The sequence below is a fragment of the Streptomyces sp. NPDC001450 genome (assembly GCF_053597295.1).
This window is the reverse complement of record NZ_JBSFHY010000038.1, coordinates 47,943-68,573: the sequence shown is the minus strand read 5'-3', so window position 1 is coordinate 68,573 and position 20,631 is coordinate 47,943. Positions and strand designations below refer to the sequence as shown.

Here is a 20,631-nt window from a genome sequence, read left to right as displayed (position 1 = left end):
CGGTACACGTACTGTTTGCCGTCGACGGCCGGAAGAGCCACCATCCAGCACCCGCACCCGTCCGCCATGCCACTCCGGGACGTGCGACGGGGCACACTGGTTGCGTTCGGGTTGCAGGGCGAGGCGGCGCGCGCTCCTTGGCCGAGGCTGGGGCCGAGAGGGGCCTGATCTCCTCCGTAAGGATGAGATCCCGGTCGGCGATGTCCACTCTGTGCGGGACGCGAGAATGGTTCCCCTCGAGGATGACTCGGCTCGTTGGGGCTGATGGGGTAGAGGATGTGCAACACCGTACAGCCCGTCAGCCCGCCCATGACCAGGGTGGCCTGCCCACGGACGACGACGCCGGGCTCAGTGCCGAGCTGGCGGCGGTGCTCGCCGGTGCCCGCCGCAGGGCCCTGCGGGACGGCGACCGGCAGATCGACACCGCCCATCTGCTCCACTCCCTTCTCGAGTCCGACCCCGAGGCCCGAGCCGTCGTCGGTGACGCCCCGCAGCTCGCCCGGTTGCTGGGCTATCTCGTGCAGCGCAGCATCGGCTACGGGCTGCGCTGGCAGAGCGGCGTCGAGGACTCCGGCGCGATCGCGGTCGTACCGGACCCCGCCCTGTGTGGCGGTGAACCCAGGGGCGGGGGCTGGTCGCCCGTCGCGGCCGCCGCCATGCAGGACGCCCGGCGGCGTGCCCGGGGGCGCGGCGAGATCCGGGCGGGCGGCACTGATCTGCTGGCCGCGCTGGTGGTGGATCCGGAGTCCCGGGCCGTCGCCGTCCTGGAGCGTGCCGGCATCCCCGCACGTGACCTGCGTGCCCGGATCGAGGCCCGCGCGGGGGAGTTCGCAGGCGAAGGCGGGACGGCCTGCTGAACCGCAGCACCGGCGCCCGGCCGGCCCCGGACGTCCATCCCCTGAGACAGGTGTCAACGGGGATGACGCTCATGTCGGCGCCTGTCATCATGTGCCGGTGCACACGTCTGAGAGCAGTCAGGGCAGCCGCGGCAAGGGTGTCGGGCTCGGTCTCGCGCTCGCATCGGCGCTGACCTTCGGCGGGGCCGGGCCGGCCGCCAAACCGCTGATCGAGGCGGGACTCGACCCGCTCCACGTGGTGTGGCTGCGGGTCGCGGGCGCGGCCCTGGTGATGCTGCCGTTCGCCGTGCGGCACCGCGCCCTGGTGCGCCACCGTCCCGCGCTGCTCGCCGGGTTCGGGCTGCTCGCCGTGGCCGGTGCCCAGGCCTGCTACTTCGCCGCGCTCTCCCGCATACCCGTCGGAGTGGCGCTGCTCATCGAGTACCTGGCCCCCGCGCTCGTGCTCGGCTGGGTGCGGTTCGTGCAGCGGCGGCCGGTGTCGCGCGCCGCCGCGCTCGGCGTGGTCCTCGCGGCGGCCGGTCTCGCCTGCGTGGTGGAGGTGTGGTCGGGGCTGAGTCTCGACGCGCTCGGCCTGCTGCTCGCGCTCGGCGCCGCCTGCTGCCAGGTCGGCTACTTCGTCCTGTCCGACCAGGGCACCGAGGTGCGCGACCAGGCGCCGAACCCGCTCGGCGTCATCGCGTACGGGCTGCTCGTGGGTGCCGCCGTACTGACCGTCCTGGCCCGCCCCTGGAGCATGGACTGGTCGGTGCTCGCCGGTTCCGCCGACATGAACGGCACCGCCGTCCCGGCGTTCGTCCTGCTCTGCTGGATCGTCCTGGTCGCCACGGTCGTCGCGTACATCACCGGTGTGCTGTCCGTGCGACGGCTGTCCCCGCAGGTCGCGGGTGTCGTCGCCTGCCTGGAGGCGGTCGTCGCGACCGTGCTGGCCTGGGTGCTGCTCGGCGAGCACCTGTCGGCGCCGCAGATCGTGGGCGGTGCCGTCGTCCTCCTCGGCGCGTTCATCGCCCAGTCCTCGACTCCCGCCAAGGGCTCCAGCGAGCCGGTGGCCGCGGGCGGCGCGGAAAGGGAGTTGTCCACCCCGGGTACGGCTGCCTAGGGTGCTGATCATGCCGCTGACCGCACTCGTCCTTCCGCCCCCGGCCGCCTGAGGCGGGCCTCCGGGAAGAAGCCGCCTGGCCTGTGGTGCCGGGCGGGACGGTGCTGCCCGCAGACGAAGTCCGTGCGCCCCGCCGAGGCGGGTCGCCTTCCGAACTTCCGCACTTCTGTGCGCTTCTGCGGAGAAACCTCGTGTCGAACACTGCCTCTGGCCTGTCCGTCGGGCGTGGCCTGCTCTATCTGATCGTCACCGGTGCCATCTGGGGAACCGTGGGCGCCGCCGCCTCCCTGGTCTACCGGACCGGGGGCATGGGCCCCTTCGCCCTCTCGTTCTGGCGCTGCGCCGCCGGGCTCGTGCTGCTGCTGGCGAGCCGCCTGCTGCGCTCCCGGGCCCGCCCGGCCGCGCCCGAGGCCCTGCGCCGCAGGGCCGGCAAGGCCCTCGCCACCGGCGTCGGGCTCGCGGTGTTCCAGACCGCCTACTTCGCGGCCGTCGAGTCGACCGGCCTGGCCGTGGCCACCGTGGTCACGCTCGGCGCCGGGCCCGTCCTCATCGCGCTCGGCGCCCGGCTCACCCTGGGGGAGCGGCTGGGCGGGGGCGGTGTCCTCGCGGTCACCGGGGCCGTGGCGGGGCTGGCCGTGCTCACCCTCGGCGGCTCGGCCGCCAGCGTCCGGCCGCTGGGCGTGCTCTACGCCCTCGCGTCGGCGGCGGGCTACTGCGCGATGACGCTGCTGACCCGGTGGTGGGGGCGCGACACCGGCGCCGACGCCTCCGGCACCACCGTCGGGGCCTTCGGGGTCACCGCCCTGTGCCTGCTGCCGTTCGCCCTGGGCGAGGGGCTGTTCCCGCACACCGACCACCCCGTGCGGCTGCTGGTGCTCCTCGCGTACATCGCGTCCGTTCCGACCGCCCTCGCCTACGCCCTGTATTTCGCGGGAGCCGCCGTCGTACGGTCCGCCACCGTCTCCGTGATCATGCTGCTGGAGCCCGTGACCGCGGCCGTGCTCGCCGTCGTCCTGCTCGGCGAGCCCCTCACGGCGGCCACGGTGACCGGGACCCTGCTGCTGCTCGGCGCGGTCGTCGGCCTGGCGTTCACCGAGGCCCGCGACCGCCGTGAGCCGGTGCCGGCCTGACCCCCCGCGTCACAGCGCCGTCACGTACTGCGGGACGTCGATGCCGGGCGCCAGGTCGGCGTTGTCGAGGGGGGTGCCGTAGCCCTTGCGGAGCGGGACGACCCCGGCCCAGTGCGGCAGGTCGAGGTCCTCGGGCTCGTCGTTCGCGCCGCCGGTGCGGATCTTGGCGGAGACCTCGTCGAGGTCGAGGCGGATGACCGCGGTCGCGGCCAGCTCCTTCTTGTTCGCGCGCCGGGAGTCGGCGGACCGGCCCGGCACGACCTGGTCCACCAGCGCGTCCAGGGCCAGCCGCCGCTCCTCGGGGTCGGTGACCTCGTGCGCGATGCCGTGCACCACCACGGAGCGGTAGTTGACCGAGTGGTGGAACGCGGAGCGGGCCAGCACCAGCCCGTCGACATGGGTGACCGTCAGGCACACCGCGAGGCCCGGGTCCGCCTCACCGGTCATCCGCAGCGGGCGCGAACCCGTGGACCCGTGCACGTAGAGCCGCTCGCCGACCCGGCCGTACAGCGTCGGCAGCACCACCGGGGCGCCGTCGCGGACGAAGCCGAGGTGGCAGACGTAGCCCTCGTCGAGTATCGCGTGCACCACGTCCTTGTCGTACGACGCCTTCTGCGCGGATCGCGTCGGCACGGTGCGGTGGGTCGGGGTGTACGCGACGGGCTTCGGCGGAGTCTCCTGGGTCCCCTGCATGGCGTTCTCCATTGTACTAGTGCATAATTGTTTTTGTGCTAGGAGAGTATCCGATTCAGGGGCACGGCGCAGCTGAGATTGCGGCCAGTGTCGAACGCGCGGTCGGCGCCGGTGAGCTGGAACCGGGCCAACCACTGCCTCCCATGCGGGAGTTGGCGACCCGGCTCGGGGTGAACCCGAACACGGTCGCGGCCGCCTACCGCACCCTGCGCGAGCGCGGGGTGATCGAGACCGCCGGCCGCCGGGGCAGCAGGGTCCGGCCCAAGCCGGCCACGACGGGGCGCGAGCAGATCCGGGTGGCCGTGCCGGAAGGCGTACGGGACGTGGCCGACGGCAACCCGGACCCCGCGCTGCTGCCCCACCTCGCGGAGGCGTTCGCGGCGGCCGCCGCGCAGGGCGACCGGGAACCCGTGCTGTACGGCCACGACCCGGTGGAGCCGGAGCTGGCGCGTCTCGCCCGCGCCGCCCTGGACGCCGACGGCGTGCCCGACGGCCCCATCGGCGTGGCCTCCGGATCCCTGGACGCCGTCGAGCGGGTCCTAGCGGCGCACCTCAAACCGGGCGACCGGGTGGCGGTGGAGGACCCCGGCTGGGGCAGGGTGCTGGATCTGGTCCCGGCACTCGGGTTGCGGGCGGTGCCGGTCGGTGTCGACGACGAAGGGCCGCGCCCTGAAGATGTCAGGCGGGCGCTGGAGTCCGGGGCCCGTGCCCTGATCGTCACGGACCGGGCGCAGAACCCGACCGGCGCCGCCCTGACCGCCACGCGCGCGTGTGCGCTTCGGTCGGTGCTCCAGGAGTACCCCGAGACACTGTTGATCGAGGACGACCACGGCCACGGCATCGTCGATGTGCCGCTGTCCCCGCTCGCCGGGGTCACCCGCCACTGGGTCTTCGTACGCTCCGTCGCCAAGGCCTGGGGCCCGGATCTGCGGCTGGCCGTGTTCACCGGGGACGCGGTCACCGTCGACCGGGTGCGGGGGCGGCAGCGGCTGGGTGCCGGGTGGGTGAGTCTGCTGGTCCAACGGGCCGTCGTGAGGCTGTGGAACGACGGCGCGGTGGACACACGCGAGGTGGCGGCCTCGTACGGCAGCCGCAGGGACGCCCTGATCAAGGCCCTGGCCGCACGCGGGGTGACGGCGCACGGCCGCAGCGGCATGAACGTCTGGGTACCGGTCCCCGACGAGACGGGTGTGGTGGCCCGCCTGCTGCACGCGGGCTGGGCGGTCTCCCCGGGCGCCCGCTTCCGCCTGAACGCCCCACCGGGAATCCGCATCACGATCTCGACGCTGACGACGGAGGAGGCCGGTCCGCTGGCGGACGCGGTGTCGGCAGCGGTGGGCCCAACGCCGGTGCGGACTTACGTGTAGGGCAGGGCGACTGACCTAGGCCTTCTTCCTGACCTGAGTAAGCGCAGCCCCCGCGAGTACGATCACCGCTCCCACCGGCGTGGTCCAGCGAAGCGACTCCCCGAGAATCGCCACCCCCGCAGCCGTGGCGATGACCGGAATGAAGTACGTGACCATCTGAGCCGTAGTGGGCCCGACTTCCGCGACCAACCCGTACTGGATGAGAACCGCCAGCCCCGTCCCCAGAGCCCCCAGGGCAGCGACCGCCAGCAGCGGAACGAACGAGAAGTGCGTCGGAAGGCTGGTGAACAGAGGTGTCACAACGGTCAGTTGCACGGTCGCCAGAAGCAACTGCGCCCCCGTCATCGACAGATGCGAGTTCCCCGTCCCCGCCAGTGTCCGCCGCACATAGATCCACCCGATCGGATAGCTCAGCGAAGCCGACAGAGCCATGGCGGTACCCGTGGCATCAAGCCCATGGAACCCCTGCCACGCACCAAGCACCGTCAGCACCCCCAGGAAGCCCAGGCCGAGACCGGCGAAGCGAACCCGCGTGGGCCGGTCCTCCGAGAGCGCGACCAAGGACAGCGCCATGCCCCACAGCGGTGACGTGGCGTTGCAGATGCCCGCCAGCGTGGAGGGGATCGTCAGCTCCGAGTAGGCGAAGAGGGAGAACGGCAGGGCGTTCAGGAAGAACGCGGCGACCGCCATGTGGCCCCAGACACGCGCCCCCCGAGGCAGCCGCTCCCGCTTCACGGCCATCGTCGCCGCCAGTACCGCCGTACCGAAGACCAGCCGGCCCAGGGTGACCTGGAAGGGCGCGTAGCCCTCCGTGCCCACCTTGATCAACAGGAAGCTGAAGCCCCAGATCAGCGAGAGGGCACCGAAGCGCAGCCGCCAGCCGAGGCGGGTGCGGGTGCGGGCAGGGGCGGAGGGCTGGGTTCGGGGTGCGGTGACCGTGCTCATGGCATCAACGATGCTGGAGGCAACCTCGTAGCACAATCGAGATTTCCCACTCATTATCTCTTAGGATTGCTTACATGTTGAATCTGGAGCGCCTGCGCACCCTGGACGCCCTCGCCCGGCACGGCTCGGTCAGCGCCGCCGCCGAGGCGCTGCACGTCACCACGTCCGCGGTCTCGCAGCAGCTGGGCAAGCTGGAGCGGGAGGTCGGCCAGCGGCTGCTGGCCAAGAACGGGCGGGGTGTGCGGCTCACGGACGCGGGGCGGCTGCTGTCCGAGCACGCGTCCCGCATCCTCTCGCAGGTCGAGCTGGCCCAGTCCGACCTGGAGGCGCACCGCGGCCAGGTCGTCGGCGAACTGCGCCTCTCGGCGTTCCCGACCGCCGCCCGCGGCCTCTTCCCGGCCGTGCTCGCCGCCCTGCGCGCCCAGCATCCGGGGTTGCGGGTGCGCTCCAGCGAACTGGAGCCGGAGCAGGGCATCGCCGGTGTGGTGCGCGGCGACCTCGATCTCGCGGTCGTCCTCGACTGGTACAACAAGCCGATGCCCGTGCCGGACGGCCTGGTCAAGGCTCCGCTGCTGGACGACGCGGCCGACGTCGCCCTGCCCGTCGGGCACCGGCTCGCGGACCGGGACGAGGTGGACCTCGCCGAGTTCGCGGAGGACGAGTGGATCACCTGGGGCGAGGGCGAGTTCTGCCACGAGTGGCTGATGTTCACGCTGCGCTCGAAGGGCATCGAGCCGATCGTCGGCCACCGTGCCGGCGAGACCCACACCCAACTCGGGCTGGTCGCCGCCGGGTTGGGTGTGTGCATCGCGCCGCTGCTGGGCCGCCACCCGGTGCCGCCGGGCATCGTCATGGTCCCGCTCAAGCAGCGCGTACGCAGGCACGTGTACGTCGTCTGGCGCGCGGACGCCGACCGCCGCCCCTCGATCCGGGCGGCGGTCGAGGCCCTGCGCGCCGCCGCCCGGCAACCCGACTGAGTGCTACGTCCCGAGCGAGTGCTACGCCCCGAGCTTCCGGAAGTCCCAGGACACGATCTTCTCCGGGGTCAGCCGCGCCCAGGCGTGCCGGCCGTCGTGCGGCATCTCGTCCAGGCCGAAGTTCTTGCGGGCGAACAGCGTTTCCGCCGTGTCGAGTTCGGCGCACAGCTCGCCGGTCCGCGGCACCTCGCCGACGAACTCCACCCGCCCGGACAGCTCGACCCCGCGCAGCTGGTCGTACTCCTCGCCCGAGTCGACCACGACCGCCACCCGCGGATCGCGGCGCAGCTGGGTCCAGCGCCTGCTGCGCACCACCGAGTACAGCCACAGCGAGGTGCCGTCCCAGGCGAACCACAGCGCGCTGACGTGCGGCGCGCCGTCCGCCGAGACGGTGGCGACCCGGCAGGTGCGCTGGCTGGTCAGGAACTCGTCCAGCTCACCGGGCGTCATCATGATCTTCCGGCCCCGGCGCTGCTGAGTGACGGTCATGCGGTCCCCTCTTCTCCCACGTCGTGCCAGAGGACTTCCGAGTGCTGTTGATCCTCTGACATCACGTCAGAAAAGGGAATGGGTCGACTTCCGCTGTTGCCTCGTTGTGGTTACTCTCACCGCCCCGCACCTCGACGAACGGAGGCGCCATGCCGTCGTACGAAGAGCTCGGCGAACTGCTCGATCCCGCGAGCACGGTCCTGCTGACCGTGGAGTGCCAGCGGGGAGTGGTCGGCCCGGACAGCGCGCTGCCCGAACTCGCCCGCGAAGCCCGCTCCTCCGGCGCCCTGCGCAACGTGGCCCGGCTGGTCGCCGCCGCTCACGAGACCGGGGTGCAGGTGATCCACGCCCTCGCCGAGCGCCGCCCGGACGGCCGGGGCGCGAGCCGCAACGCCCGCCTCTTCCGCGCCGCCGAACGGCTCCCCGTCCAGCAGCTGACCGGCACCACCGCGGTGCGGGTCGCGCCCCCGATCGAGGTCACCGAGGAGGACCTCGTCGTACGACGGCTGCACGGACTGTCCCCGATCCAGGGCACCGAGGTCGACGCGGTGCTGCGCAACCTCGGCTGCCGCACCCTGATCGTCACCGGCGTCTCGGCCAACGTGGCCGTTCCCAACGCGGTGTTCGACGCGGTCAACCGCGGCTACACCGCCGTCGTCCCGGCCGACGCCATCGCGGGTGTGCCCGCCGACTACACCCCCGCGATGATCCGCAACACCCTCGCCCTGGTCGCCACGATCACGTCCACGGACGAGGTGCTCGGCTGCTTGAAACGGCCGCGCCGACGGGCCTAGGGCCTGTCGGCACCAGCACGCCTCAGGCCAGCTTGATCTCGTCGCCGGAGACGGCGATCTTCGCGGCGGCCAGCGCCTGGGTCGCGGGACCCTTCTTCACGCTGCCGTCCTCGACGGAGAAGTGGCTGTTGTGGCACGGGCAGACGATCACGCCGTTGGCCACACTGCCCACCGCGCAGCCCTGGTGGGTGCACTTCGAGGAGAAGGCCTTGTAGGTGCCCGCCGCAGGCTGGGTCACCACCACGCCCTGGTCCTTGAAGATCTTGCCGCCGCCCTCCGGGATGTCCGAGGTCTTGGCGAGGGCCGTGCCGCCGGCCGAACCGCCCGAGGCCGAGGAACCGCTGTCCTGCGAGGCCCCGGTGGATCCCGTGGAGCCGGTGGACCCGGTCGTGCCGGACGAACCGGACCCGGTGTTGACGGTGTCCGACGAGTCGTCGCTCGAACCGCAGGCGGTCAGCGCGGCGGCGAGCCCGGCCGCTCCCGCCGCCGCCATGACGGTACGACGGGCGGGTCCCGCTTCGGGCTTGGGCGATGCGCTGGTCATGTGGGCGTTCCCTTCCGCGGAGCTTTTCGTGATCCGTCCAGGGGTACGGTCCTGGGGCACCACCTGTTCAGACGGGCAACCAGATCCTTGCCCGGCGGGCATGAGACCGCCGTGAACCACGGCTGTCGACAAGCAGTCGGCGGGGCGCGGCTCCCGCGCCAGTAACCTGGGGCGATGCTCAAGGAAGTCACCATGACCCGCTACATCACGCCGCTGCGTGAGGGCGGCTCGCTGCCGGGGCTCGTCGAGGCCGACGACTTCGGGACGTACGTCATGAAGTTCACCGGCGCCGGACAGGGCCGCAAGACACTGGTCGCCGAGGTCGTCTGCGGCGAACTCGCCCGCCGGCTCGGATTCCGGATGCCGCGCCTGGTCACCATCGAGCTGGACTCCGTCCTGGGGCTCGGGGAGCCCGAGCAGCAGGTCCAGGAGCTGCTCCGGTCCAGCGGCGGCACCAACCTCGGCATGGACTTCCTCTCCGGCGCCCTCGGCTACGACCCGCTCGCCTTCCCGGTGAGTCCCGAGGAGGCCGGGCGGATCGTCTGGCTGGACGCGCTGATCAACAACGTGGACCGCTCCTGGCGCAACCCGAACCTCCTCGTGCACCGCGGCGAGCTGTGGCTCATCGACCACGGCGCCACGATGATCTGGCACCACAACTGGCCCTCCGTCGAGGCCTCGGCGGCCCGCCCCTACGACGCCTCCGACCACGCCCTCGCCGGGTTCGCCCCGGACGTGACCGGCGCCGCGGCCGAGCTGGCCCCCAAGGTCACCGAGGACCTCCTGGCCGAGGTCACCGCCGAGATCCCCGACGCCTGGCTGGCCGACGAGCCCGGCTTCGACACCCCGGACGACCTGCGGCGGGCCTACGTGCGGCCCCTGCTCGCCCGGGCGGCCGTCGTCGCCGAGCGCATCACCGGTATCGAGGAGGGCAAGTGAGCGGGACCCACATCCACATGGCCGGCCATGTGATCGAGCGCCACATCACCAGGGCGGGTCAGGGCGGCGACCGGGACGTGTTCGAGTACGCCCTGCTGCGGGTCGTCCCCCGCGTCGAGCGCGGTGAGTGCATCAACGCGGGCGTGGTCGTCTACTGCCGCGCCCAGGCCTACGTCGGCGCCCGCACCCATCTGGACGAGGCCCGCCTGCTCGCCCTCGACCCCGCTGCCGACGTGGCCGGGGTGCGGGCCGCGCTCGCCGCGATCGAGCGTCACTGCGCGGGCGGCGAGGAGGCCGGACAGGCGGCCGGCGACGACGCGGGACGCCGTTACCGCTGGCTGGTCGCGCCCCGTTCCACCATCGTCCAGCCCGGCCCCGTGCACACCGGACTGACCGCCGACCCGGCGGCCGAAACCGAGCGTCTGCTGGACCTCCTGGTGAGGTAATGGATCACACCACCCGGTGTCCCGTTGACACCGGGTGCCAGGACTTCTAGCGTCACGTGTGCTGAAGGTACTAAGCGGTCGCTCACCGCACCAGGCAGGCTCCCTCAAGAGCCAGACAGGTTCTCTCAAGGGCGAGGAGAAGCAGAATGTCCACCACTGAACAGCGGGTCGCGATCGTCACCGGCGCGGCGCGCGGTATCGGCGCCGCCACCGCCGTACGACTGGCTGCCGAGGGTCGCGCGGTCGCCGTGATCGACCTGGACGAGGCCGCCTGCAAGGACACCGTCGAGAAGATCACCGCGGCCGGCGGCAAAGCCATCGCGGTCGGCGCGGACGTCTCCGACGAGGCGCAGGTCGAGGCCGCCGTCGCCCGGGTCGCGGCGGAGCTGGGCGCCCCGACGATCCTGGTCAACAACGCGGGCGTGCTGCGCGACAACCTGCTGTTCAAGATGAGCGTCTCCGACTGGGACACCGTCATGAACGTCCACCTGCGCGGCTCGTTCCTGATGACCAAGGCCGTCCAGAAGCACATGGTCGACGCGGGCTTCGGCCGGGTCGTCAACCTGTCCTCCTCCTCGGCGCTCGGCAACCGCGGCCAGGTGAACTACTCGGCCGCCAAGGCCGGCCTGCAGGGCTTCACCAAGACCCTCGCCATCGAGCTGGGCAAGTTCGGCATCACCGCCAACGCCGTCGCCCCCGGCTTCATCGCCACCGAGATGACCAAGGCCACCGCCGACCGCGTCGGCATGGGCTTCGACGACTTCAAGAAGGCCGCCGCCACCCAGATCCCGGTGCAGCGCGTCGGCGAGCCCGAGGACATCGCGAATGCCATCGCCTTCTTCACCGGCGAGGCGGCCGGCTTCGTCTCCGGCCAGGTGCTGTACGTGGCCGGCGGACCGCTCAACTAGGGAATTCGGGGACATAGGGGAACACGGACATGACTGAACTCCCGGAGCTTTCCGGCAAGGTCGCGCTGGTCACCGGCGCGAGCCGCGGCATCGGTTACGGCGTCGCCGAGGCGCTGGTCGCCCGCGGTGACCGCGTCTGCATCACCGGCCGCAACGAGGACGCCCTGAAGGAAGCCGTCGAGCAGCTCGGCGCCGAGCGGGTCATCGCCGTCGCCGGCAAGGCCCACGACCTCGCCCACCAGGCCGAGGCCGTCGAGCGCACCATGGAGGCCTTCGGCCGCGTCGACTTCCTGGTCAACAACGCCGGCACCAACCCGGTCTTCGGACCCATCGCCGACCTCGACCTGGACGTCGCCCGCAAGGTGTTCGAGACCAACGTGATCTCGGCGCTCGGCTTCGCCCAGAAGACCTGGCACGCCTGGCAGAAGGACAACGGCGGCGCGATCGTCAACATCGCCTCGATCGCGGGCCTCGCGCCCTCGCCGTTCATCGGCGCCTACGGCGTCAGCAAGGCCGCTATGATCAACCTGACCCAGCAGCTGGCGCACGAGTTCGCGCCCAGGGTGCGGGTGAACGCGATCGCCCCGGCCGTCGTGAAGACCAAGTTCGCCCAGGCCCTGTACGAGGGTCGGGAGGCGGAGGCGGCCGCCGCCTACCCGCTCGGCCGGCTCGGTGTGCCGTCCGACATCGGCGGGGCGGCCGCGTTCCTCACCTCCGCCCAGTCCGACTGGGTCACCGGCCAGACGCTCGTCGTGGACGGCGGCATCTTCCTCAACGCCGGCGTGGGTGCCTGACCTGCGTTGTCCGGTCGTCTTTTTCGGGCGCCGTTTCCCAGCGGAACGGCGCCCGAAACCCGTCAGACGGTCCGCACAGCGCAATGACAACGTCGTCATAGCACAACGATCAAGAACTTCGACCCCTGGGGTGGTTCAGAGGCCCGGCCGCTGCGGTATGGTCTGCCGACCCTTGGTATGGCAGATCGAGGAGCGTGCGCGTGTTCAACCGGAACCGATTCCTGCGGAGAGTCGCGGCGATCGCGTCCATATCCCTGGTGGCCGGCTGCGGTCTGCTGTCCGACGGCGATCCCGACAGCAAGGGCCCCATCGTCGTGGGCACCACCAGTGCCCCCAGCACGCTCGACCCGGCCGGTGCCTGGGACGGCTCCTGGGAGCTGTACCGGAACATCTTCCAGACGCTTCTGGCCTACCCGAACGGTGCCACGACCCCCCAGCCCGACGCCGCCGAGAGCTGCTCCTTCACCGACGCCAGCAGCCGCACCTACCGCTGCAAGCTGCGCGAGGGCATGAAGTTCGCCGACGGAGACCAGCTGGACGCCAAGGCCGTCCAGCACTCCATCAACCGCATCCGCACCATCAACGCCCCCGGCGGCCCCGCCGGACTGCTCGGCAGCCTGGAGAGCGTGGACACGGTCGGCGACCGCGAGGTGGTCTTCCACCTCAACCAGTCGGACGCCACGTTCCCGTTCGTGCTGGCCACCCCGGCCATGTCGATCGTCGACCCCGACGACTACCCCGCGAACTCCCTGCGCAAGGACAGCAAGGTCTACGGCTCCGGACCGTACGAGCTGCAGTCCTACGAGGAGGGCAAGAAGGCCGTACTGGTCCGCAACGACCGGTACGACGGCTTCGCCAAGCGGCAGAACGACGCGGTGACCATCCGCTACTTCCAGGACTCGGCCAGCATGGTCAAGGCGCTGCACGACAAGCAGATCGACGTCACCTACCGCGGTCTGGCCGCCGACGACATCATCGCCCTGCAGCGGCACGGCAACACCGATCTCCAGCTGGTCGACGGCGCGGGCACGGACATCAGCTACCTGGTGTTCAACCCCAAGGACCAGTGGGCCAAGCAGCCCGCCGTCCGCAAGGCCGTCGCCCAGGTCGTCGACCGGGGCGCCATCGCGCACAAGGTCTACAAGGACACCGTGGACCCGCTGTACTCCATGGTCCCCAGGGGCCTCACCGGCCACACCACGGCTTTCTTCGACGACTTCGGCGACCCGAGCGTCTCCAAGGCCCGCAAGATCCTCCAGAACGCGGGCATCACCCAGCGCGTCCCGCTCACCCTCTGGTACACCACCGACCGCTACGGCTCCGAGACGGCCCTGATGTTCCAGGAGCTCAAGCGGCAGCTGGACGACTCCGGCCTGTTCTCGATCACCCTCAAGAGCCGCCCCTGGAAGACCTACGTGGTCGGCTACCAGAAGGGCGAGTACCCGGTGTTCGGCCGCGGCTGGTTCCCGGACTTCCCCGACGCGGACAACTTCATCGCGCCGTTCGTCGGCGAGAAGAACGCGCTCGGTACGCCCTACGACTCCAAGCAGATCACCTCGGTGCTGCTGCCCCGCTCGCGCGCCCAGAGCGACCGCGCCAGGGTGGTCAAGGACCTCAAGGAGGCCCAGCAGATCATGGTGAACGACGCCCGGCTGATCCCGCTGTGGCAGGGGCGGCAGTACGTGGCGGCGACCGACGACATGTCCGGCGGCGAGCGCGCCCTCGACCCGTCGACGATCATGATGATGTGGGAGCTGCACCGCAAGACCAGCTGGTGAATCCGGCTTGCGGCACCGGTTGTCAGTGGTCGCCTGTAGGTTCTTGAGTCGGCAAGTGACCGCACATCGTGAGGACGTTGACGTGACCGACATCGCCATGCTGCCCGAGTCCTGGCGCGGGGTTCTGGGCGACGAGCTGCAGCAGCCCTACTTCAAGGAGCTGACCGAGTTCGTCGAGGAGGAGCGGGCGAACGGTCCCGTCTACCCGCCGCGCGAAGAGGTCTTCGCCGCGCTGGAGGCGACGCCGTACGAGAAGGTCAAGGTCCTCGTCCTCGGCCAGGACCCGTACCACGGCGAGGGCCAGGGGCACGGCCTGTGCTTCTCCGTCCGCCCGGGGGTGAAGACCCCGCCCTCCCTCCGGAACATCTACAAGGAGATGCAGGAGGAGCTGGGCCTGCCCGTCCCGGACAACGGCTATCTGATGCCGTGGGCCGAGCAGGGCGTGCTGCTGCTCAACGCGGTGCTCACCGTCCGGGCCGGCGAGGCCAACTCGCACAAGGGCAAGGGCTGGGAGAAGTTCACCGACGCCGTCATCCGGGCGGTCGTCTCCCGGCCCGACCCGGCGGTCTTCGTGCTGTGGGGCAACTACGCGCAGAAGAAGCTCCCGCTGATCGACGAGAGTCGGCACGTCGTGGTCAAGGGCGCGCACCCCTCGCCGCTGTCCGCGAAGAAGTTCTTCGGCTCCCACCCGTTCACGCAGATCAACGAGGCGATCGCCGCGCAGGGTCACGAGGCCATCGACTGGACCATCCCGAACCTGGGCTGACGCGCCCCGCGGGCGGCCCCGTGTCGTACGGGGCCGCCTGCCCGGGATTGCCGTCCCCGCCGGTTAGCGTCGGGACGGACAGATGTCCGGACAGCTGACCAGACAGCCGACGACGGCCCCGGAGGACGTGGTGGCGGAGCGACAGGAGCAGGCGGCGCCGGATGCCGTGCTGACGCGGATCGGGCAGGTCGTGATGCTGCATCACGGCGGCGATCGCGAGGAGGCCCGGCACCGCTTCCTCCAGCTGTGGGCGGAGATCGGCGAGGACGGCGCCCCGCTGCACCGCTGCACCCTGGCCCACTACCTGGCCGACACCCAGGACGACCCGTCCGACGAACTGGCCTGGGACCTCAGGGCATTGTCGGCGGCGGAGGAGCTGGCGGACGGCCGCGGCGCCGGTGCCCCGCTGAGCGTCCGCGCCTTCCTCCCCTCGCTCCACCTCAACCTGGCCGCCGACTACGTCAAGCTGGGCCGCGCCGAGGCGGCCCGCAGCCAGCTGCGCCGGGCCCGCCGCGCCGCGGGCTCCCTGACCGACGACGGCTACGGCAACGGCGTACGGGCGGCGATCAGCCGCCTGGAGCTGCGCCTGGGGGAGGACGACTCCCCGGGCGGCGACTCCTGGGGCCCACCGCGACAGCGACCCACCCCCTAGCGGCTGTATCCCTGTACCGCCAGGTCAATGGCCGTACGCCTGCTCGCAGATCACCGTCTCGGGACTGTCCCCTCGCCAGCCGCCGTACTGCTTGCCGAGGGCGCACACGTCCGGGGTCTTCGGGGCCGGCTGTGACACGTCCGGGGGGTCGACGCGCGGCTCGCCGGGGTGGTCCGGGCGCGGGTGCGGCCCAGGGTGTGCGGGTGGGGACGGCGGGCGGTGGGTGACCGGCGGTGTGGTCGGTGCCCGGTGCGGGGTGGCGGCCGGGTGGCCGGGGCGCCGGTGCTTGGACGGGCCGGCCATCTCCAGTGCCTCCCGCGCCGGAGCCTGCACCACCCGCGGCTCGGCACTGCCGTCCGGCCGGGGCGCGGTCGGATGCGAGGGCGCGGTGTCGGGCGGGCGCGCCGATGTCGCCGATGGCGGTACCGTCACACAGCCGGAGAGGGCCGAGGCGGCCACGGTGACCAGGAGCGCTGCGGTGGACGTCGTTCGATGCACCCGGGCAACTCTGGTGGGTCGGCCCCCGGATTGGCACCGCACACCGGAGGTTGAGCCCCCCGCACGGGTGATCTCGTGCCCCGTACGGAGGGTCCCGGAGTGCCGAGGGTGACGTTCAGTCGCCGGTGGCGCCGTCGATCCGCTCGCGGACGAGGTCGGCGTGGCCGTTGTGCCGGGCGTACTCCTCGATCATGTGCGTGTAGATCCAGCGGAGGTTGAACGGCTCCTCGGTGAACCGGCTCTTGCCCCGGGAGAGGTCGTCGAGCGCGAAGCCGGCCGCGTTGCGCCGGGCCGTCTCGATCTCCGCCTGCCAGGTGCCGTACGCCTCCTCCCAGGTGTCCGCCGCGGTGAGGTGGAACTCGCCGTCCCGGTCCTCCTCGGTGAAGTAGACCGGCCCGGGGTCGTCGCCCACCAGGACCTTGCGGAACCAGCCCCGCTCCACCTCGGCCATGTGCCGTACCAGGCCCATCAGGGACAGCTCGGACGGCGGCACGGACGCGGTCCGCAGTTGCTCGTCGGTCAGGCCCTCGCACTTCCAGGCCAGCGTCTGGCGGTGGTAGTCCAACCAGCCTTCCAGCATGGCGCGTTCACCGGCGTTCTGGGCGGGCTCATGGCGTTCGGTCGTCATGCCCGCATCCTCGCAAGACCACGCAGGGCGCCACCAGAGAGTTTTCAGGTGCCCAGCATCCCCGCCAGCAGCTCCCGCAACCCCTTGCGGACCTCCTCCAGGCTCGGCACCTCGGCGCTGAAGGAGCCGGCCGCGCACGAGAACATCAGCCCGTCCGCCCAGGCGATCACCGACAGCACGTGCCGGGCCGGGTCGGTCGAGCCGACGGCGGTGAGCAGCGCCGCCAGCTGCTCCTTGAAGACGGCGCCGGTCGCGTCGTAGTAGGCGCGCAGCTCGGGGCGGCGGGAGGCTTCCAGGGCCAGTTCGTAGCGGGCGATCAGCAGCTCGCGGCCCCGGGTCAGGGAGCGGTGCACCGCCAGGGCCAGTCCCTCGGCCAGTGCGTCGAGCCCGCCCCGCGGGTCCGGCATCTCCTCCAGTGCGAGCACCCGGGCCTCCCGCTCGGCGTGCCGCCGCACCGCGAGCTCCAGCAGCGCCTGCCGGGTGCGCGCCACGTTCGAGGTCGAGCCCTGCGGCAGCCCGGCCGCCTCGTCCACCGCGCGGTGCGTCAGCCCGCGCATCCCGCGCTCGGCGAGCAGGGCGAGGGCGGTGTCGGCCACGAGATCGGCGCGGGACGCGCTCGGGGTGCGTACGGACATGAGCCGACCCTACCCGCTTCACTACGGCTGTAGTAAAGTCGCGCACACTACAACTGTAGTTCTCAGGAGGAGTCATGGCACAGTCGGCCCGCGCGATCGTCATCGGCGGCGGAATCGGAGGCCTGACCACGGCCGCGGCCCTGCTCCGGCGGGGCTGGGAGGTCACCGTGCTGGAGCGGGCCCGCTCGCTGGAGCCGGTGGGCGCGGCCATCTCGCTCGCCCCGAACGCCCTGCGCGCCCTGGACGTCATCGGCGTCGGCGACGAGATCCGCGACCTGGCCGCCTGGCAGGGGGACGGAGGCCTGCGAACCCCGGGCGGGCGGTGGCTGTCCCGCTCCAGCGCCGAGGCCGCCGCCGCCCGCTTCGGCGGCCCGCTGGTCCTGCTGCCCCGCACCACCCTCGTCGACCGCCTCGCCGCGCTGCTCCCGCCCGGCGCCGTCCGTACGGCGGCCGCCGCGGCCCTCGCCGACCCGGGGGACAGGGCCCGCCCGGCCCGGGTGGCCGTGGCCGGCGAGGAACTGGAGGCCGACCTGGTGGTCGGCGCGGACGGCGTCAACTCCCGTGTCCGCAGCGCGCTGTTCCCCGCCCACCCGGGGCCGGTGTACGCCGGGTTCACCACCTGGCGGGTGCTGATCCCGGTGCCCGGTGTCGAGTTCGCCTCGCACGAGACCTGGGGCCGGGGCCGCATCTGGGGCACCCACCCGCTCAAGGACGGCCGGGTCTACGCCTACGCGGCCGCCGTGACCCCGGCCGGGGAGCGGGCTCCCGACGACGAGAGGGCCGAACTGCTGCGCCGGTTCGGGAACTGGCACGACCCGATCCCCGCCGTCATCGGCGCCGCCCGCCCCGAGGACGTCCTGCGCCACGACGTCCACCACATCGCCCGGCCCCTGCCCGCCCACCACCTGGGCCGGGTCGCCCTCCTCGGCGACGCCGCCCACGCCATGCCGCCGACCCTGGGCCAGGGCGGCAACCAGGCCGTCGAGGACGCGGTCGTCCTGGCCCACCACTGCGACGACCTGGCCGCGTACACGGCCGCCCGGCTGCCGCGTACGACCGCTATCGCCCGGCAGGCCGTGAAGGTGGCCCGCCTCAACATGGCCGAGGGTCGCGCCGTCGTCGCCGTACGCGACACCGCGGTCGCCGCCCTGTCGAAGGCCGGTCCAGCACTGTTCCTGCGGAGCTTCGACGGCATCGCCGACTGGCGGCCGCCGTATGCTTCCGAGGAGGCACACGCAGGCAAGCGGTAGGGGAGCGCACGTGAAGGTCGGCTGCATCGGTCTCGGGGACATCGCGCAGAAGGCGTACCTGCCGGTGCTGGGCGCCCAGCCGGAGATCGACCTCCACCTGCAGACGCGCACGCCCGACACCCTCACCCGGGTCGCGGACTCGCTCCACCTGCCCGGGGACCGGCGGCACACGGCCCTGGACTCCCTGCTGGAGGCGGGCCTCGACGCGGCCTTCGTGCACGCGCCCACCGTCGCCCACCCGGAGATCGTCACCCGGCTGCTCGAAGCGGGCGTGCCCACCTACGTGGACAAGCCCCTCGCCTACGAACTCGCCGACTCCGAACGGCTGGTGGCCCTCGCCGAGGAGTGCGAGGTCTCGCTCTTCGTCGGCTTCAACCGGCGCTACGCCCCCGCGTACGCGCAGTGCCAGGACCACCCGCGCGAGCTGATCCTCATGCAGAAGAACCGGATCGGGCTGCCCGAGGAACCGCGCTCGATGATCCTGGACGACTTCATCCACGTCGTCGACACCCTGCGGTTCCTGGTGCCGGGCCCGGTCGACGACGTCACCGTCCGCGCCCGCACCGGGGCCGGGCTGCTCCACCACATCGTGCTCCAGCTGGCCGGGGACGGCTTCACCGCGCTGGGCGTGATGAACCGGCTCAGCGGCTCGGCCGAGGAGATCCTGGAGGTCTCCGGCCAGGACACCAAGCGCCAGGTGCTCAACCTCGCCGAGGTCGTCGACCACAAGGGACAGCCGACGGTGCGCCGGCGCGGCGACTGGGTGCCGGTGGCCCGGCAGCGCGGCATCGAGCAGGCGGTCCTCGCCTTCCTGGAGGCGGTGCGCGCCGGCAAGGTGCTCAGCGCCCGTGACGCACTGGCGACCCATGAGCTGTGCGAGCGGGTCGTACGAGCGGTTCTCGACCCGTCCGGCGCTGCCTGAGCGCCCGCACGCCCTCGGTGCCGCACAGCGCGGCCAGCACGAGCAGCGCGCCGAGCACCGGCCAGTCGCCGTAGCGGACGTACGGCGTGACGCCGTGCGCGAGCGGCACCTCGTACACCCGGGCGGTGCTCGCGCCGGTGCCGAGCCACGGACCGAGGCGCTCGCCGCTGGGGCCGTAGACGGCGGAGACCCCGGTCAGGGTGGCGTGCACCATCGGGCGGCCGGTCTCGGCGGCGCGCAGCGCGGCCAGCGAGGCGTGCTGCTCCGGAGCCCAGCTGCGCTGGAAGGTCGAGGTCGCGGACTGGCCGAGGAGCACGTCGGCACCGTCCTGCGCGAGATGCCTGCTCATGTCGGGGAACGCGGTCTCGAAGCAGATCATCGGGCCGATGCGCAGCCCGTGCCCGACGTCCATCACGACCTGCTCGGTGCCGCGCCGCCGGTCCTCGCCCGCCGCCTTGCCGACGGAGGTGGCCCAGCCGAGCAGGGAGCGGGCCGGGATGTACTCCCCGAAGGGAACGAGGCGCATCTTGTCGTACCGGGCGCCGGTCGGACCGTCCGGGCCGATCAGCACCGAGCTCTTGTAGATGCCGGGCCGGTCCGAGCGGCGTGCGTCCACGTTGACCAGGATGTCCGCACCGGTCTGCCGGGACAGCGCCGCGATCCGCCGCGCCAGGTCGGGCCGGCGGCTCAGATCGAAGCCGACGCTGCTCTCGCCCCAGACGACCAGGTCGACGTGCTGTCCGGCCAACTGCCGGGTCAGCTGCTCCTCGTGGTCGAAGCGCCGGTCGCCGCCGTCCATGACGCCGGGCTGTACGACGGCGATCCGCACGCGTCCGTCGATGTCCGGGCGGGGTGACCACGCCCAGGCCGCCGAGGTGGCGGCGGCCGTGGCGAGGAGCGAGGCGAGGGCGGGTATCCGGAACTCACGCACGGCCACCAGCATGGCGACCGCGACGTTGACGGCCACCACCAGGAAACTGAGCAGCCACACCCCGCCCACCGAGGCCAGCCGCAGCGCCGGGCCCACCTGCCACTGGCTGGAGCCGAGCATGCCCCAGGGCCCGCCGAGGCCTTGCCAGGAGCGGACCAACTCCACCGCCAGCCACGCGGACGGCAGCACCAGCAGCGCGGCCACGCCCCGCCCCGGCGACGGCACCCCGCCCAGGAACCTGCGGACCAGCCAGCCCCAGGGCGCCCACAGCAGACTCAGCAGCCCGGCTATCAGGAACAGGAACACGTGCAGGCTCGGCAGCAGCCAGTGGTGCACGGCCAGCATCAACCCGAAGCCGCCGCACCAGCCGTCGTACGCCGCCCGCCGCCCGGTCGGTGCCGAGCGCACCAGCAGGATCCAGGGCACCAGGGCGACGTACGCGAACCACCACAGCGAGGGCGCCGGGAACGCGAGCACAGGCAGAGCGCCCGCGAGAGCGGCGGCGACGGAGCGCCGCCAGGGGGTGGTCAGCCAGCGGTCGAACGTCCTCATACGGAGTCTCCCTACCAAGGGCTGCCTCCAGTGTGCGCGC

Annotated in this window: 23 protein-coding genes; 15 read left to right on the top strand and 8 right to left on the bottom strand. The window is 72.1% G+C overall.

Annotation, left to right across the window (positions count from 1 at the left end):
- Positions 1 to 278 precede the first annotated feature (278 nt).
- The 3 genes from ACWC5O_RS33755 to ACWC5O_RS33745 all read left to right on the top strand — a co-directional run bounded on the left by ACWC5O_RS33755 (position 279) and on the right by ACWC5O_RS33745 (position 3,083).
- Positions 279 to 857 (top strand): Clp protease N-terminal domain-containing protein, encoded by a 579-nt coding sequence (locus tag ACWC5O_RS33755; RefSeq protein ID WP_450583267.1) that lies wholly within the window; start codon positions 279 to 281, stop codon positions 855 to 857.
- 91 nt (positions 858 to 948) lie between these two features.
- Positions 949 to 1,953, top strand: coding sequence for an EamA family transporter (locus tag ACWC5O_RS33750; protein WP_450583269.1), 1,005 nt, complete (start codon positions 949 to 951; stop codon positions 1,951 to 1,953).
- Between the two features lie 191 nt (positions 1,954 to 2,144).
- Complete coding sequence (locus ACWC5O_RS33745; RefSeq protein WP_450583271.1) at positions 2,145 to 3,083, top strand: DMT family transporter; 939 nt, start codon at positions 2,145 to 2,147, stop codon at positions 3,081 to 3,083.
- A gap of 9 nt (positions 3,084 to 3,092) precedes the next feature.
- Here ACWC5O_RS33745 and ACWC5O_RS33740 read toward each other — a convergent pair whose 3' ends face one another.
- On the bottom strand, positions 3,093 to 3,776 hold the full coding sequence (locus ACWC5O_RS33740) for a pyridoxamine 5'-phosphate oxidase family protein (RefSeq protein ID WP_450583272.1): 684 nt from the start codon (positions 3,774 to 3,776) through the stop codon (positions 3,093 to 3,095).
- A gap of 35 nt (positions 3,777 to 3,811) precedes the next feature.
- Between ACWC5O_RS33740 and ACWC5O_RS33735 the strand changes: the two genes are divergently transcribed.
- The gene (locus ACWC5O_RS33735; protein ID WP_450583274.1) at positions 3,812 to 5,143 is read left to right on the top strand and encodes an aminotransferase class I/II-fold pyridoxal phosphate-dependent enzyme; all 1,332 of its coding nucleotides are present in this window, start codon (positions 3,812 to 3,814) and stop codon (positions 5,141 to 5,143) included.
- Positions 5,144 to 5,158: 15 nt separating this feature from the next.
- Here ACWC5O_RS33735 and ACWC5O_RS33730 read toward each other — a convergent pair whose 3' ends face one another.
- Positions 5,159 to 6,088, bottom strand: coding sequence for a DMT family transporter (locus ACWC5O_RS33730; protein WP_450583275.1), 930 nt, complete (start codon positions 6,086 to 6,088; stop codon positions 5,159 to 5,161).
- Positions 6,089 to 6,162: 74 nt separating this feature from the next.
- Here ACWC5O_RS33730 and ACWC5O_RS33725 point away from each other — a divergent pair, with 74 nt between their 5' ends.
- A complete protein-coding gene (locus ACWC5O_RS33725; RefSeq protein ID WP_450583277.1) occupies positions 6,163 to 7,065 on the top strand; it encodes a LysR family transcriptional regulator in 903 nt (300 codons plus the stop codon).
- 21 nt (positions 7,066 to 7,086) lie between these two features.
- Here ACWC5O_RS33725 and ACWC5O_RS33720 read toward each other — a convergent pair whose 3' ends face one another.
- The gene (locus tag ACWC5O_RS33720) at positions 7,087 to 7,554 is read right to left on the bottom strand and encodes a pyridoxamine 5'-phosphate oxidase family protein (RefSeq protein WP_450583278.1); all 468 of its coding nucleotides are present in this window, start codon (positions 7,552 to 7,554) and stop codon (positions 7,087 to 7,089) included.
- A gap of 149 nt (positions 7,555 to 7,703) precedes the next feature.
- Between ACWC5O_RS33720 and ACWC5O_RS33715 the strand changes: the two genes are divergently transcribed.
- Complete coding sequence (locus ACWC5O_RS33715) at positions 7,704 to 8,348, top strand: cysteine hydrolase (protein WP_450583280.1); 645 nt, start codon at positions 7,704 to 7,706, stop codon at positions 8,346 to 8,348.
- Between the two features lie 22 nt (positions 8,349 to 8,370).
- On the opposite strand, the gene ACWC5O_RS33710 is transcribed toward ACWC5O_RS33715, so the two are convergent.
- The gene (locus ACWC5O_RS33710) at positions 8,371 to 8,892 is read right to left on the bottom strand and encodes a Rieske (2Fe-2S) protein (protein ID WP_450583282.1); all 522 of its coding nucleotides are present in this window, start codon (positions 8,890 to 8,892) and stop codon (positions 8,371 to 8,373) included.
- A 174-nt stretch (positions 8,893 to 9,066) separates the two neighbouring features.
- On the opposite strand from ACWC5O_RS33710, the gene ACWC5O_RS33705 reads away from it, so the two are divergent.
- From ACWC5O_RS33705 to ACWC5O_RS33675, 7 genes are all read left to right on the top strand, one after another.
- Positions 9,067 to 9,831 carry a HipA family kinase gene (locus ACWC5O_RS33705; protein ID WP_450583284.1) on the top strand — a complete coding sequence of 255 codons (765 nt, stop codon included), beginning with the start codon at positions 9,067 to 9,069 and terminating at the stop codon, positions 9,829 to 9,831.
- Positions 9,828 to 10,277, top strand: coding sequence for a DUF3037 domain-containing protein (locus ACWC5O_RS33700; RefSeq protein WP_450583286.1), 450 nt, complete (start codon positions 9,828 to 9,830; stop codon positions 10,275 to 10,277). The genes ACWC5O_RS33705 and ACWC5O_RS33700 overlap by 4 nt, the downstream gene beginning before the upstream one ends.
- 146 nt (positions 10,278 to 10,423) lie before the next feature.
- On the top strand, positions 10,424 to 11,185 hold the full coding sequence (gene fabG / locus ACWC5O_RS33695) for a 3-oxoacyl-ACP reductase FabG (RefSeq protein ID WP_100825028.1): 762 nt from the start codon (positions 10,424 to 10,426) through the stop codon (positions 11,183 to 11,185).
- A 29-nt stretch (positions 11,186 to 11,214) separates the two neighbouring features.
- Positions 11,215 to 11,979: an SDR family oxidoreductase gene (locus ACWC5O_RS33690; RefSeq protein WP_450583288.1), complete on the top strand. Its 765-nt coding sequence runs from the start codon at positions 11,215 to 11,217 to the stop codon at positions 11,977 to 11,979.
- Positions 11,980 to 12,179: 200 nt separating this feature from the next.
- Positions 12,180 to 13,757 (top strand): ABC transporter substrate-binding protein, encoded by a 1,578-nt coding sequence (locus ACWC5O_RS33685; protein WP_450583290.1) that lies wholly within the window; start codon positions 12,180 to 12,182, stop codon positions 13,755 to 13,757.
- 82 nt (positions 13,758 to 13,839) lie between these two features.
- Positions 13,840 to 14,523, top strand: a complete 684-nt coding sequence (locus tag ACWC5O_RS33680; RefSeq protein WP_450583291.1) for a uracil-DNA glycosylase — start codon at positions 13,840 to 13,842, stop codon at positions 14,521 to 14,523.
- Positions 14,524 to 14,653: 130 nt separating this feature from the next.
- Positions 14,654 to 15,175, top strand: coding sequence for a hypothetical protein (locus ACWC5O_RS33675; protein WP_450583703.1), 522 nt, complete (start codon positions 14,654 to 14,656; stop codon positions 15,173 to 15,175).
- A 24-nt stretch (positions 15,176 to 15,199) separates the two neighbouring features.
- Here ACWC5O_RS33675 and ACWC5O_RS33670 read toward each other — a convergent pair whose 3' ends face one another.
- From ACWC5O_RS33670 to ACWC5O_RS33660, 3 genes are all read right to left on the bottom strand, one after another.
- Positions 15,200 to 15,673: a hypothetical protein gene (locus ACWC5O_RS33670; RefSeq protein WP_450583293.1), complete on the bottom strand. Its 474-nt coding sequence runs from the start codon at positions 15,671 to 15,673 to the stop codon at positions 15,200 to 15,202.
- Positions 15,674 to 15,788: 115 nt separating this feature from the next.
- Positions 15,789 to 16,301 (bottom strand): DinB family protein, encoded by a 513-nt coding sequence (locus ACWC5O_RS33665; protein ID WP_450583295.1) that lies wholly within the window; start codon positions 16,299 to 16,301, stop codon positions 15,789 to 15,791.
- A gap of 44 nt (positions 16,302 to 16,345) precedes the next feature.
- Positions 16,346 to 16,936 carry a TetR/AcrR family transcriptional regulator gene (locus tag ACWC5O_RS33660; RefSeq protein WP_450583297.1) on the bottom strand — a complete coding sequence of 197 codons (591 nt, stop codon included), beginning with the start codon at positions 16,934 to 16,936 and terminating at the stop codon, positions 16,346 to 16,348.
- Positions 16,937 to 17,010: 74 nt separating this feature from the next.
- Between ACWC5O_RS33660 and ACWC5O_RS33655 the strand changes: the two genes are divergently transcribed.
- Positions 17,011 to 18,186 (top strand): FAD-dependent monooxygenase, encoded by a 1,176-nt coding sequence (locus ACWC5O_RS33655; RefSeq protein WP_450583299.1) that lies wholly within the window; start codon positions 17,011 to 17,013, stop codon positions 18,184 to 18,186.
- A gap of 10 nt (positions 18,187 to 18,196) precedes the next feature.
- Positions 18,197 to 19,108 carry a Gfo/Idh/MocA family protein gene (locus tag ACWC5O_RS33650; RefSeq protein ID WP_450583301.1) on the top strand — a complete coding sequence of 304 codons (912 nt, stop codon included), beginning with the start codon at positions 18,197 to 18,199 and terminating at the stop codon, positions 19,106 to 19,108.
- Here the strand turns inward: ACWC5O_RS33650 and lnt are convergent.
- Positions 19,026 to 20,591 carry an apolipoprotein N-acyltransferase gene (lnt, locus tag ACWC5O_RS33645; protein WP_450583303.1) on the bottom strand — a complete coding sequence of 522 codons (1,566 nt, stop codon included), beginning with the start codon at positions 20,589 to 20,591 and terminating at the stop codon, positions 19,026 to 19,028. The genes ACWC5O_RS33650 and lnt overlap by 83 nt on opposite strands.
- Positions 20,592 to 20,631: the final 40 nt, after the last annotated feature.